11 protein-coding genes are annotated in these 14,338 nt (G+C 36.4%); 7 read left to right on the top strand and 4 right to left on the bottom strand.

All coding sequences use genetic code 11. The features are described from left to right. Nucleotides 1-31 precede the first annotated feature (31 nt). The gene (locus ACYVEC_RS03285) at nt 32-1,792 is read left to right on the top strand and encodes an ABC transporter ATP-binding protein (RefSeq protein WP_063221692.1); all 1,761 of its coding nucleotides are present in this window, start codon (nt 32-34) and stop codon (nt 1,790-1,792) included. A 14-nt stretch (nt 1,793-1,806) separates the two neighbouring features. On the opposite strand, the gene ACYVEC_RS03280 is transcribed toward ACYVEC_RS03285, so the two are convergent. The 3 genes from ACYVEC_RS03280 to hemL all read right to left on the bottom strand — a co-directional run bounded on the left by ACYVEC_RS03280 (nt 1,807) and on the right by hemL (nt 9,089). Then, nucleotides 1,807-2,895 (bottom strand): aromatic acid exporter family protein, encoded by a 1,089-nt coding sequence (locus ACYVEC_RS03280; RefSeq protein WP_063221693.1) that lies wholly within the window; start codon nt 2,893-2,895, stop codon nt 1,807-1,809. A gap of 259 nt (nt 2,896-3,154) precedes the next feature. Next, entirely contained in the window at nt 3,155-7,591 is a 4,437-nt protein-coding gene (locus ACYVEC_RS03275; RefSeq protein WP_460505622.1) for a glutamate synthase-related protein, read from the bottom strand. 199 nt (nt 7,592-7,790) lie between these two features. After that, nucleotides 7,791-9,089 carry a glutamate-1-semialdehyde-2,1-aminomutase gene (gene hemL / locus ACYVEC_RS03270; protein WP_063221695.1) on the bottom strand — a complete coding sequence of 433 codons (1,299 nt, stop codon included), beginning with the start codon at nt 9,087-9,089 and terminating at the stop codon, nt 7,791-7,793. Between the two features lie 127 nt (nt 9,090-9,216). On the opposite strand from hemL, the gene ACYVEC_RS03265 reads away from it, so the two are divergent. From ACYVEC_RS03265 to perR, 6 genes are all read left to right on the top strand, one after another. Beyond that, nucleotides 9,217-10,230 carry an ABC transporter ATP-binding protein gene (locus ACYVEC_RS03265; protein WP_063221696.1) on the top strand — a complete coding sequence of 338 codons (1,014 nt, stop codon included), beginning with the start codon at nt 9,217-9,219 and terminating at the stop codon, nt 10,228-10,230. Continuing rightward, the gene (locus ACYVEC_RS03260) at nt 10,223-11,014 is read left to right on the top strand and encodes an ABC transporter permease (protein ID WP_000521517.1); all 792 of its coding nucleotides are present in this window, start codon (nt 10,223-10,225) and stop codon (nt 11,012-11,014) included. Before ACYVEC_RS03265 ends, ACYVEC_RS03260 begins: the two co-directional genes overlap by 8 nt. Before the next feature lie 4 nt (nt 11,015-11,018). Then, nucleotides 11,019-11,804, top strand: a complete 786-nt coding sequence (locus tag ACYVEC_RS03255; protein ID WP_063221697.1) for an ABC transporter permease — start codon at nt 11,019-11,021, stop codon at nt 11,802-11,804. 72 nt (nt 11,805-11,876) lie between these two features. After that, on the top strand, nt 11,877-12,281 hold the full coding sequence (locus ACYVEC_RS03250) for a potassium channel family protein (protein ID WP_000964350.1): 405 nt from the start codon (nt 11,877-11,879) through the stop codon (nt 12,279-12,281). Between the two features lie 44 nt (nt 12,282-12,325). After that, nucleotides 12,326-12,781: a thioredoxin-dependent thiol peroxidase gene (gene bcp, locus ACYVEC_RS03245; RefSeq protein ID WP_063221698.1), complete on the top strand. Its 456-nt coding sequence runs from the start codon at nt 12,326-12,328 to the stop codon at nt 12,779-12,781. 298 nt (nt 12,782-13,079) lie between these two features. Continuing rightward, nucleotides 13,080-13,508 carry a peroxide-responsive transcriptional repressor PerR gene (gene perR, locus ACYVEC_RS03240; protein WP_000237831.1) on the top strand — a complete coding sequence of 143 codons (429 nt, stop codon included), beginning with the start codon at nt 13,080-13,082 and terminating at the stop codon, nt 13,506-13,508. A 223-nt stretch (nt 13,509-13,731) separates the two neighbouring features. On the opposite strand, the gene ACYVEC_RS03235 is transcribed toward perR, so the two are convergent. Further along, nucleotides 13,732-14,088, bottom strand: coding sequence for a YgzB family protein (locus ACYVEC_RS03235; protein WP_063221699.1), 357 nt, complete (start codon nt 14,086-14,088; stop codon nt 13,732-13,734). Between the last annotated feature and the right edge of the window lie 250 nt (nt 14,089-14,338).

The raw sequence follows: 14,338 nt of genomic DNA, 5'->3' as shown, positions 1-14,338 counted from the left end.
GGCAGGTTTGTCCTATTAGAGGGGGGATTATGTGCAAGGTATAAAAAGATATTTGCAATTTGTTAAACCATATCGATGGCTTATTGCTATTACAATTATTATTGGCCTAGTAAAGTTTGGTATCCCGCTTATTATGCCGTGGTTATTAAAATATATTATCGATGATGTAATTCAAGGTGCGGGCTCACTTCAAGATAAAACGTCCCAACTAGTAACAGCGATTGGGATTGCTTTTTTTATTTTTGCAGTATTAAGACCGCCGATTGAATATTATCGTCAATATTTCGCGCAGCGTATCGCAAATACAATACTGTATGATTTGCGGAAGCATATTTTTAGTCATTTGCAAAAGTTGAGTTTACGCTATTATTCGAATACAAAAACAGGGGAGATTATTTCACGTGTCATCCATGATGTAGAACAAACGAAGGACTTTGTAATTACTGGTTTGATGAATGTTTGGTTAGATACGGCAACAATTGCTATCGCTATTATTGTTATGTTTTCTATGAATGTAAAATTGACATTTGTTGCGCTATTAATTTTACCTATTTATGTAGTGGCAGTGAAATATTTTTTCGGGCGTCTTCGTAAATTGACGAAGGAGCGTTCACAAGCATTAGCAACGATGCAAGGGTATTTACATGAACGTATTCAAGGGATGCAAGTGACACGTAGTTTTGCATTAGAAGAGTATGAGGGGAAGCAGTTTGAAAAAAGAAATAATGAATTTTTGACGAAAGCATTAACTCATACGAGTTGGACGGCGAGAACATTTTCGGCAGTAAATACGTTAACAGATTTAGGCCCGTTACTTGTAATTGGCTTTGCAGCATATGAAGTGATTCAGGGGCAGTTAACATTAGGGACTATGGTTGCCTTTGTCGGATATATGGATAGTTTGTATAGTCCACTTCGTCGCCTTGTTAATTCATCTACAACATTAACGCAGTCTTTCGCATCGATGGACCGAGTGTTTGAATTGTTAGATGAAAAATATGATATTGTCAATGTGCCAAGTGCGGTACAAACGAAAAAATTAAGTGGTGAAGTGATATTTGATAATGTATCTTTTCGTTACAATTCGGATGAAAAGGAGATATTACATAACCTTTCGTTAACTATGGTGCCAGGAGAGAAGGTAGCACTTGTAGGAGCGAGTGGAGGAGGAAAGTCATCTCTTGCTAGTTTAATCCCTCGTTTCTATGATGTTTCTTCAGGTGCAGTTTATGTAGATGGCATAGATGTCAGGAAGTATGATATGAGAAATTTACGTAGTCATATTGGAATTGTGCTGCAAGATAATTTGTTATTTAGCGATACAATCGGGGCAAATATTTTATATGGAAATCCGAAAGCTTCAGAGGAAGAAGTGATTTCAGCTGCTAAAGCTGCGCAAATTCACGATTTTATTATAGAGTTACCTGATGGTTACGATACTGTAGTTGGGGAACGTGGTGTGAAGTTATCTGGTGGACAAAGGCAACGTGTAGCGATTGCACGAGTGTTTCTAAAGAATCCATCGTTACTTATATTAGATGAGGCAACGTCTGCTTTAGATTTAGAAAATGAACGATATATTCAACAGGCGCTTCAGACGTTAGCTGCTGATCGGACGACGATTATAATCGCGCACCGATTGGCGACGATCACGCATGTGGATACGATTATTTACATTGAAGATGGTGAAATTAAAGAGACAGGTTCTCATGAAGAATTAATGAAAAAAAGAGGGTTTTATTACAATGTATATCAACTTCAACATATAACAGAAACAGCTCCTTTAGCGTAAAAGGAGCTGTTTTTTTATTCGTCTTCTTTTTTATCGTCGATTTTGAGTTCTGCTTCTGGTTTATGGTATGTGTAGAAGCTATCCACAAGTAAATCTAAATGCTCTACTTCTTCACTATAGTTAATAATGGCAGAAATAAGAGGGAAGAGATGTAGCCATGTTTTATACGCTTCTTCATCGTCTTTGTTTTGATAATCCATAAAGATATCAATTAATTCTTGTTTACCTGTTTCAACTTCATCCAGCATTTCAACAGATTGTTGTTTTTTTGCTTTACCAATAAATTTTAATAAAACTTGTTCATGGTAATGCGTTAATGAATCAAGTTCGTTTTGGATAGATTCCTGAAATTCTTCTGGCATATAGCGCAGTTCGTTTTCAGTACGATGTAATGATTTTAACGTACTTAAAGCACGGCTTGTCGTCGCTAACATTTGTCTGAATAAAACGAGCTTACGAATTTTTGCGAACTGTACTTTTTTCGTGTAGCTTCTTTCTTCTTTATACAGCAAATAGTAATGATTTAGTTTGATCATTTTTTCTTTCATACGATCAATATCAGTTTTTAGCGTTGTAAAATCAGAAGCTTGCCTGCTATTCATTCGAATCCATTTTACAATTTCTTCTGTATTATCAACGATACGATGATATAGTTTTGTTTCGTATTTTGGCGGCATAAACACTAAATTTACAAGTGAGGCCGCAATAATTCCAATCATAATCGTCGCAAAGCGAAGTAAGGCAAAACTAAAGAAATCTTCGCCCTGATACTCCATAATGGCGATAACTGTTACTAAAGCAATTGATATTGTGTTTTCTAATCGTAATTGTAACGTAAGCGCAATTACTAATATACATGTTAATCCAATAATAAAAGGATTATGTCCAAAAGCAGTAGCAAATACGATAGCGAATACCGCGCCAATGACGTTTGCTTGAATTTGCTCAAGAGCAGTTAAATACGAGCGGTATACAGACGGTTGAACAGCGAATATAGCTGAGATTCCTGCAAATACCGGACTCGGTAAGTGAAGTAAAATACAAGCAAATAAAGCTAATGTGATGGCAATACCCGTTTTTAAAATGCGAGCACCAAGTTTCATACCCTTAATAAGATCCTTTCTCTTGTCATAATGAATGTACAACATGATACTATACATTCATTACAATATGTTAGCAAGTGATATTTTAGTGACGTTAATAAGAAATTGAGATTCATTTTATACTTTTTCCTAATTCTTTTTAAACATCAATTTTTAGTAAAAAAACCTGCTGAATGCCAGCAGGTTTCAAATTGTTACTATAGATTACTATGAGAAGTGTACTTCGTCAATTTATTCTTGAAAATGAAAGTTAGCTATATCATTCTGTTGAGATAGATGGGTCAGCCTGCTCTTTTTTCGGGATAATTTCAAAAAACTGGTACTGCATATCATCGAGTAACGGTGTTAATAAAGCAACTTCCTCGTATTGCTCATGCTCATTTAATACACGAATATAGTCTAGCAATAACTCAGTCACATCTTGCACACCATTTTTACTAATTGGTTGTAATGTAACATTTGCTCCTTTTGCGATTCTTCTTTTTAAGGCCTGTTCTGTTAAACCTAAGCTTGAATCATGACGTAAATAAACAACACCGCCAGTCATACCAGCACAAATCCATGGGCCAGGATCCCCTAAAACAAGCGCTCGCCCATTTGTCATATATTCAAAAGCGAAACCTTTAATATTAGAGTATGATCCTATATTCCCTTGCTCTTTTTCGCGGAGTGGCTTTGTCATTCGCCCTCCAATTATCATGTCTGCTCCAGAGAGGCGGATACCAGCGCGAGCATCAGCGTTACCTTGAACGTATAACGCTCCTTTTTGTGCCCCGTATCCAAAACCTTTTCCGACAGAGCCGTTATAATATATGTCGTCTTTCCCTTTTGCTTTCGTTATATAAATACCACCACCAAAGGAGGTTTTACCAATACCATCTTGTGCACCACCATTTACGTGTATAAATAAGTTTTCACTATTGTAAGCACCTAATCCATTTCCGGGAATAGAGCCATTCGTATACTTTAATGTAAGTGGTTCAAGCTTCGTGTCTTCATATAATTTACTACGAACGCGATAGCAAGATTCTAGACCACCCATAACGCGTTGCTCTACACCAACGCCTACTAGTTCTTTTGAATGAGGTGAATGAACTGTTTCAAATTGTTTTTCCGGCATGTGTTCCGTTTTTGTAACAGATGGGTGTTCTATCGTTTGTAGTAAATTACATAAGTTTAATAAATTTTCGCCTCGAACTTGTTCTAGTAAATCGGAACGCCCGACAATGTCTTGTAAATTTGTATAACCAAGATTTCCTGTTAATCGTTTTAGTTCTATGCCAAAAGTGGTGAATAAATGTAATAATCCAGCAACGGCGCTTTCTAATTGGCGCGGGACGAAGCGGCGTAATCCGTGTTCTTTCGCTTGAGCTTCAGATTCAATTTGTGTTGCAATTCCAACATGACAAGTATCTAGATGACACCCGCGGCAAGTTGTACAGCCGATTGCAATCATAGATAATGTACCAAATCCAATGCGGTTTGCTCCGAGGAGCATGATTTTCAAGGCATCATTAACGCTTCGGATACCGCCATCAGCCCAAATTTCTACTTTATGTCTCATATTTGCTTCTAATAAAGCATTGTGAGCGGCTTTCACACCAATTTCTACAGGAAGACCTACATGTTGCAATGCGTGAATACGTGCAGCACCTGTACCACCATCAAATCCGCTAATGTTAATAAAATCAGCACCAGCTTTTGCAATACCGACAGCAATTGTTCCGATGTTAGGAACGACAGGGACTTTTACAGCTACCTTTGCAAGTTGATTAGCCGTTTTAATTTCTGTAATCATTTGAGCTAAATCTTCAATGGAATAAATATCATGGTTGTTAGAAGGTGAAATTAAATCAGAGCCAATTGTTGCATTACGTGCTTCAGCGATTTTGGCTGTTACTTTTGAACCTGGCAAATGTCCACCTTCACCAGGCTTTGCGCCTTGCCCAATTTTTATTTCAATTAAGTTTGATGAATTTAGTAGTTCGGCGTTTACGCCAAATCGCCCAGATGCAATTTGTTGTCCACGTGTATGTGGATATTTTCCAATCATATCTTTAATTTCGCCGCCTTCACCGTTCAAGCTAATCATATTTAGCTGGTCGGCCGCTTCTGCATATGCACGAAAGGCAATTTCATTTTGAGAGCCAAATGACATGGAACTAATAATAAATGGTAAATCATGATTTTGAATGCCGACGGACACTTCTTCAGTTGGAATGATATGTTTTGTTTGTTTCGTTTGAATAAGGTGTCTAATTGCGATTGGGTTATTTTCTTCTAATTCACTTAACTTGTCACGGTAATCATCATAAGAATTTCCTTTTGCAACATCGCCGATTGCTTTCCAAATTCGCGGGAATATATGAAAAGATTTTCGCATTCTAACTTTAGGATCGTTATAATCATTCGCTCTCATTTGTGCATCTTCAGCAAGTGACTCAAGCGAGAAAGCTAAATTATTTGAACCGAAGAAATTCGTGATTTGTAATATATTTGCGATTTCCTCATGTAATCCGATAGAAGAATAGAGGCGACCGTAACCACGTAATTCATGAATTCCAATTGTTGAAATGACTTTTTCCAGTCCTTTATTAAGTGCATGATATAAATTCGTAATGGGTGTTTTTGTCCCGTCATTTACGGTTGCAAATAATAAATATGGATTAATACTATCTGCTCCTAATCCATACAGTGTGACGATATCGTGTAGGGAGCGAAGGGCACCAGAACGTATTACGAGAGAGCAGTTTCGGCGTAATTTATTTTCGCTTAATATTTGATGTACTTTAGAGGTAACTAAATGCGGATCAATCCATAACCGTCCATTTAGATGGGCATTGGCATCGTCTATTAATAATAGGGAAGCTCCATCGTTCACCGCTGTTATTGCTTCAGAACCAATTCGATTTAAGGCGCATTGTAAAGTTTCGGTAGGAGCGAATGTAGCAGAGATTGTAGCGATAGAGCTATGAGTATTGAATAGCTGTATAAGTTGTTCATACGTAATTGTCTGTAATTCCTCTGTAATAGACTGTGCTACACTTCCCTCTAAAATAATTGGGGAAAGCATCTCAACTAAAAATGGCTGTTTAGCACCGCTTAATAAACTTGGGCGCTCTCCAAGTATTGTTCGAGTAGAGAAGTGTTCGACCTCTCGATCACGATCAATCGCTGGATTTGTAACAACGGCTACACTTTCTTTAATGAAGTCAGCGATATTTCGTCTATCAGTATCGAGTGCGGCAAGTGGTGAGTCATGCCCAAGTGAGCGAATTGGCTCAACTCCTTTTGTTGCCATCTGTTCAAGAAGTTGAATATGTTCTCGATCCCATCCAAAAGCAACATATTGCTTCGTTTCAACTTGCATAGAATCACATAAGCCTTGGATTTCTTTCGTTTCAGGGATAGATAAATTCAAATGATAGTCGGTAACATCCACTCGTTTTTTTAAACGGTTATATACTTGAGTTTGGTAGTCATCGTATTCGTAGAGTACAAGCTCATCTTGTTCGTTCCACTTTAGGCCGACCTTTTCTCCAGGAGCGAGTGGTTTTGGTTCTGCTACATATTCAGTTGGTGATACAACTCCAGGTTCAGAAGAGAAAATATAAGAGCTTTCTGTTTCCACTTTCCATACTGGTCGCAGTCCAAGGGAATCAACGCTGAAAACAGCTTCATCTTTGTAACGTGAAATAATGCCAGCTGGACCTTGTGCAAAATGGCCCCATGCTTCACGTATATACGTATATAAATCTTGTAAATGCGGTTCATAAAGTTTAATTTCATTAATAATTGGTGGGAATAGTATATCCATTGCTTCAAATAAACTGTAGTCGTATTGAACAAGTAGAGTTTCTAAGGTGCGGTTTAAATCTTGGGAGTCACTGCCCCCAGCAGTAAGGGGAACATGAATCATTTCAGCTTGATCGCGTAATTTTGCAATTGTGTTAATTTCACCATTATGTCCGAGAACGCTAAATGGTTGTACACGAAAAAAATTAGATAATGTATTAGTAGAATAGCGATTATGTCCTAATGTCATAGTTGAAGCGATAAGTGGGTGTTGTAAATCATTGTAATAGGCAACAAGTGTATCCCCAGCACCTAGAACTTTATATACAACATGGTCACGACTTAAGGAAGCAACATGAATTGCTTCGTTTTCCTCTATTTTCATTGTGACAGAAAATAATGTTTGCTCAATATTTTTAACTTCATTTTCTGCGATAAGAGCAACTTGCCAAAATAAAGGTTCTTCTTGTTTACCGAGTGGACCGAGTGCATCGGAATTTATTACATCGTCACTTTCGAAAAGGATTGCAAGGTTTTCGTTGTTTAGTTGTGTGCGAATATGATTTTTTAGATTAACGGTATTCTCTTTTTTGTTTAGAAAAAAATGTCCAACGATAAAGTGGGGATGATCCACAATCGTTGGATTGTATCCGTTATTTTTCAGCTTCTCATTCCAAAGTGCTTTTGGGACATCAATGTGAATGCCGATACCATCTCCTTCACCATTAATGAAACCAGCTCGATGATTCATTTTGACTAGTGATTGTATACAAAGGTCAATATTTTCTTTTGTAGGAATTTTTCGTTTCTCCATAACGGAAACGATTCCACACGCATCATGTTCTGCATTTTTATAATCTCGAAATAAAGACGGTGTCCATGTATGTGTTTTATTGAGCATCCGTCAATCCCCCCTCTTATTAAAGTTAGAATAATCTTACTATTAAAGGCCTGAGCAGCCTTATATACAAGGATAGTAAGGATATAAAAGAAAAATAAAACAGATAATTATGAATAATTATACTATTAATGAGGGATTTATGAAATAGAAAAAAGGAAAAAAGAAAGATGTGCTTTCTTTTTTCCTTTTAATGACGGGATTATTTATTATCCGCTAAAGCAGCGAATGCTCGGCCTACAGCTTCGATTGTATATTCAATATCTTCTTTTGTATGTTCTGTTGTTAAGAACCATGCCTCGTATTTAGAAGGTGCTAAGTTAACGCCTTCTTGGAGCATTAGCTTGAAGAATTTACCGAACATTTCCCCGTCTGTATCTTGTGCTGCATCGTAATCTTCAATTGTATTTGTTGTGAAGTATACAGTTAAAGCACCTTTTAGACGGTTTAATGTAATATCGATATTATGTTTTGTAGCTTGCTCTAAAATTCCTTTTTCAAGCATGGCACCAAGTTCATCTAATTTCTCATAAAGTCCTTCTTGTTGAAGAACTTCTAGACAAGCAATACCAGATGCCATAGAAGCAGGATTTCCTGCCATTGTACCAGCTTGATATGCAGGTCCAAGCGGAGCAACTTGTTCCATAATTTCTTGCTTACCACCGTAAGCACCGATTGGAAGTCCGCCACCGATAACTTTACCAAGCGCTGTTAAGTCTGGTGTTACGCCAAGTAAATCTTGAGCACCACCGTACATAAAGCGGAAAGCAGTAATAACTTCATCGTAAATTACTAGTGCACCAGCTTCGTGAACAAGTTCATTCACCTTCTCAAGGAAGCCAGGTTTTGGTTCTACAATACCGAAGTTTCCAACAATTGGTTCTACAAGAATAGCTGCTACTTCATGTCCCCATTTATCTAATGCTTCTTTTAAAGTTTCTACATTATTAAATGGAACGGTAATAACTTCTTGAGCGATACTTTGTGGTACACCGGCTGAGTCAGGAGTTCCTAGTGTAGAAGGACCAGATCCAGCTGCTACAAGTACTAAATCAGAATGACCGTGGTAACAACCAGCAAATTTCATAATTTTTGTGCGGCCTGTATAAGCACGAGCAACACGGATTGTTGTCATTACAGCTTCAGTACCAGAGTTTACGAAGCGGACTTTATCTAAAGCAGGCATTGCTTCTTTTAACATTTTTGCAAATTTTACTTCTAGTGCTGTTGGTGTTCCGTAAAGTACCCCGTTTTCAGCAGCTGTTGTAATTGCTTTTGTGATGTGCGGGTGAGCATGTCCAGTAATAATAGGACCGTATGCTGCTAAATAATCGATGTATTTATTTCCGTCTACATCCCAGAAATAAGCACCTTTTCCACGTTCCATAGCAACAGGAGCGCCGCCGCCAACCGCTTTAAAAGAACGAGAAGGACTATTAACACCGCCAACGATATGTTCTAAAGCTTCTTTATGTAATGCTTCTGACTTTGTGAATTTCACTACAATTCATCTCCTTACAAAAATCTATGTATTATTCTAACATGTTTTTCGAAAAGACGTATTGTTTGTGATAGAGAAGGCAGTTGGGTAAACTATTCGTTGTGACATTTAGGAAGGGGGTCCGATTATGAAATCGGTAATTGAGGTACAAGGGTTACGTAAAGAATTTACAGCCTATTCAAGTCGTCCGGGTTTAAAGGGTGCATTTCGCGATTTATTAAATCGTAATTATAAAATAGTACCAGCAGTAAATGATGTATCCTTTACTGTAAAACAAGGTGAGATGGTTGGTTATATCGGTGAGAATGGTGCTGGTAAATCAACAACAATTAAAATGCTTACGGGGATTTTGACTCCGACATCAGGAGAGATTTTAGTAAATGGGATGAATCCACATAAGCAGAGAGAAGAATTTGCAAGAACAATTGGTGTTGTTTTCGGTCAACGCTCGCAACTTTGGTGGGATATTGCTGTACAAGAATCGTTTCGTTTATTAAAAAAAGTGTACGGTGTATCAGACGCTCAGTATAAAGAACATATGGAGCACGTAATCGAAACGTTAGATATTGGTCCCTTATTAGACAAGCCAGTTCGAAAGTTATCTCTAGGTCAAAGAATGCGTTGTGAATTAGCGGCAGCATTAATTCATAATCCACCGTTATTATTTTTAGATGAACCAACAATTGGGCTAGATGTACTTGTGAAATTGAAAATACGTGAATTTTTAAAAGAAATGAATGAACGTTATAAAACAACGATTTTATTAACAACCCATGATATTACTGATATTGAAGCATTATGTGAGCGCGTTATCATGCTAGATGAAGGAAATATTATGTATGACGGTTCTTTAAATAATCTTCGTACGCAGTGGGGAGCAGAGAAAGAAATACATTTTCAGTTTATTGCACCAGTTTCCTATCAGGATTTATCAATGGTTATGCCAGATAGTCATGTCGTTTGGTCGAAAGCGAAAGAGGAAAACACGTGGGTTGCAAAAATCCCGAATGAAGAAGTTATTATTTCAATGCTTATTTCTAAAGTAGTACAAGCTTTTCAAATTAAAGATTTAAAAATTAATGAAGTGTCTACAGAGGAAATTATTCGTAACATTTATGAAGAAGGTATTAAACATGGGTAAGTACATTGAGATGATTCGAATTCGCTTTTTAATGATGCTTGCGTATCGCACAAACTATTATAGCGGGATTCTAATTTATACGATTAATATCGGTGCGTATTATTTTTTATGGCAGGCAATTTATAGCGGAAAAGAGAACATTGAAAGTTTATCTATTTCGCAAATGACTACGTATATCGCAATTGCGTGGATGGCACGTGCCTTTTATTTTAATAATATAGATAGGGAAATTGCGATGGAGATTCAAGAAGGACGTGTAGCGGTAGAACTAATTCGTCCATATAACTATTTAGGAATGAAAGTGATGCAAGGTCTTGGTGAAGGAATATTTCGTTTTGCATTCTTTTCAATCCCGGGTATGGTTATCGTTACCTTATTATTTTCATTGCAAATTACAACGAATTTTCAAACATGGCTATATTTCTTCTTATCTTTAATATTTAGTTTTATTATTAATACACAAATTAATTTAATGACGGGAATGCTCACGTTCTTCCTATTTAATAATAGTGGAATTATGTATGCAAAACGTGTTGTTATTGATTTATTTTCAGGTCTATTATTACCAATTAGTTTTTATCCGTTATGGGCCCAAAAGGCAATGATGTTTTTACCGTTTCAGGCCATTAGTTATATTCCGAGTATGATTTTTTCAGAAGGTATACAAGGAAGTAAATTGTATGAGGCATTATTATTCCAAGTAATTTGGGCAATTGTACTTATTATTCCAATTGTACTCATGTGGAGAACGGCGAGAAAACGTCTAATTGTACAAGGGGGATGATGAGATGATATATATAAAACTATTTTTGCAATATGCAAGCCAATATATAAAAACAAAATTGGAGTATCGGGGCGATTTTATCGTTGGATTACTTTCTGATTTATCACTACAGGCTGTTAATTTAATCTTTATTCTTGTTGTGTTTGGGCATACACAAGCATTAAAAGGCTGGAATAGAGAAGAAGTAATCTTTATTTATGGTTTCTTTTTAGTGCCGTTTGCCATTTTCTCAGCCTTTTTTAACATATGGGACTTTAATGATCGTTACATTATTAAAGGAGAAATGGATCGTATATTAACGAGACCGATTCATAGCTTGTTTCAAATTATATTAGAAAGAATGGAACTTGAGTCTTTAATTGGGGCCATTACAGGAATGATTGTAATGGGATATGCAGCAGTGGAGTTACAATTATCTTTTTACTGGTATGATTTCTTCTTATTCTTACTAATGGTAGGAGGAGGCGCACTTGTATATGGAGGGATATTTGTTACGCTTGCAAGCCTTGGTTTTTGGTCGGATGCGAAAAGTTCAATTATGCCGCTAATGTATAACATAGGTAACTATGGTCGCTATCCGGTTAATATTTATAATCGTGTGATTCGCTTCATTTTAACATTTGTTTTACCATTTGCGTTTGTCGGAGTGTATCCAGCAGCATACTTTTTAAGGAAAACAGAGTGGAATAGCTATGCATTTGCAACACCACTCGTTGGTGTTATCTGTTTTACGATTGCAATCACTCTTTGGAATCAAGGGGTAAAAAGGTACCGTGGTGCTGGGAATTAATTATAGAATCTTGTTTGTTTCTAAGGGATAAATCCAATGGCTTTCTCATACATATAAAATGAGGTGGAGGACATGTTATGGGGATTTATTCTATTAATTGCAGCAATTGCTATTTTGAGAAGTGTCCAATTGTTATGGAGTTCCTATTCAGATTCAACGCGTTTTTTTTCGCTGTATAATCTAGCCACATTATTTTTGATTTATACAACTGTACTAATTGCGTTTGGATTAAGTTATGTTGTATTAGAAGAAATGGGTTTTGCAGTTTTGAAAGAGGATGGAGAAAGTTTGAACGCTCACTCTTTTCAACTCGTTGAAATTTGTTTATATTTTAGCGCAGTTACTTTATTGTCTGTTGGATATGGTGATATATCTCCGATTGGAATTGGGCGGTGGATTGCAATTGGAGAAGCGCTAATTGGATATACATTACCGTTTGCTTTCGTGATGAGGTCTGTAATAGACAATGAAAAATAAGATAGCATTTGTTATAGTAAAAGAAAAGAATAGGAGTGATAACAATGGTTACAGTAGGAGAAATGGCACCGGAATTTACATTAGAGGGAAGTAACGGGGAACAAGTTCGCTTAGCTGATTTTCGTGGGAAAAATGTAGTTCTATATTTTTATCCGAAAGATATGACTCCAGGGTGTACAACTGAAGCGTGTGATTTCCGTGATGCTTATGGATTATTTCAAGAGAAGGACACGGTTATTTTTGGAGTGAGTCCGGATCCGGCAAATAGACATTTGAAATTCATTGAGAAGCATGAACTTCCATTTACACTTTTAGTAGACGAGGATCATAAAGTAGCAGAATTATACGATGTTTGGAAATTGAAAAAGAACTTTGGGAAAGAGTACATGGGAATTGAGCGCTCTACATTCCTTATTAATAAAGCCGGTGAGCTTGTAAAAGAGTGGCGTAAAGTGAAAGTGAAGGGACATATTGAAGATGTTCTTTCTTATATAAAATAAATCCATTGTGGAGATAAAATATATAGAAGTAAGGCGAGTGTCTATACATATTTTATTGTCTTACATAAAGTGAAGTGTAGGGCATACCTCCTCAGATGATAGTATTCCAAGTGCGATTATGTCGCACTTTTTTTCTATGTAATTGTATAAAAAATGGGGAAAGATACATAAGAATAAGGCTATATACAAAAATAAACCACATACTTATAGTAGAAATATTGACGATTTATAAGAAAAGGAGTACACTCTTTATAAGAATTATAAAATAATAATCCGTATAGAATCGGGGTGCATGACGGTGGTCAAAGAAGAATTAAAAGAAGCGCTAGAAATGCTGAAAAATACGGGTGTACGCATTACTCCACAGCGTCATGCTATTTTAGAGTACCTTGTGGAATCAATGACGCACCCAACAGCGGATGACATTTATAAAGCATTAGAAGGTAAGTTTCCAAATATGAGTGTTGCAACTGTCTATAATAACTTACGTGTATTTAAAGAGGTTGGACTTGTAAAGGAATTAACTTATGGAGACGCTTCAAGTAGATTTGATTATGTTACAAGTCAACATTATCATGTGATTTGTGAAAAATGTGGTAAGATTGTTGATTTTCCTTATGGAGGTTTGGAACAACTTGAAGAGGAAGCTGCAAAAACGACAGGCTTCGTTATTAATAGTCATCGCTTAGAAATTTATGGCGTTTGTCCAGAGTGTCATAAGGCGTAATATATAATAAAGAAAGAGGCTGACGGCTTTACGTTAGCCTCTTTCTTTATTATATATGGGAATTACGTTAGGTTCAGAAGGATTTAAAATGTGAAGTGAAGAACCTAACTTAATTAAGGACAAATCTAAAAGGTGATTTCTTGGTTAAGAAATCACCTTTTTAATGAGTTGAAACTTCTTTAGTTTTGTAAGGCTGTATTTTCCTCGCTGTACCCATATATACCTATGATTTATAGCTTTTCTTATTGTATTTCTCATCAAATTCTTTTCCTTCTAGATTCCGATCCATTGTTAAAGGTTGATTGCAATGCATACATGCGTCGACACGACCGAGCATTTTTGTTGGCTTATCGCAGCTTGGACAAATAATTTGGATAGTCTTAGTAGATAACATACCAATCCAAAAGTAAACGACAGTACTAGCGATAACAGCTAAAAAGCCAACCATCATAAATGTTGTCATAATAATAATGTTTTCGCGGAAAAAGACACCTAAGTATGCAATGAAGAGACCGATGAATACTAAACTTAATGCGAAGGTTCGGATTTTATTGATTTTGTTCGAATATTTAATGCCCATTCTCACCACACTCCTATAATAATAATATAACATAAAATTTAGAATTTTCACTCGTTAAGAAGCGTGTAAAGTGATAAGATATGAAATGCTAAGTGTGATGAAGAATGAAGGGAGGCTATAATAATTTTTAGAACATGTTTTTAAAGTTTTAACGGGATGTGAAATTTTTTTATAAAAAGTATTGACCCTGTATGTACTGCATGATATATTAATAACCGTCGCTGATGCAGAAACGCAGAAAACGACAAAA

Source organism: Bacillus sp. MN7755, from assembly GCF_054771475.1.
This window is presented reverse-complemented; position numbering and strand designations above follow the sequence as displayed.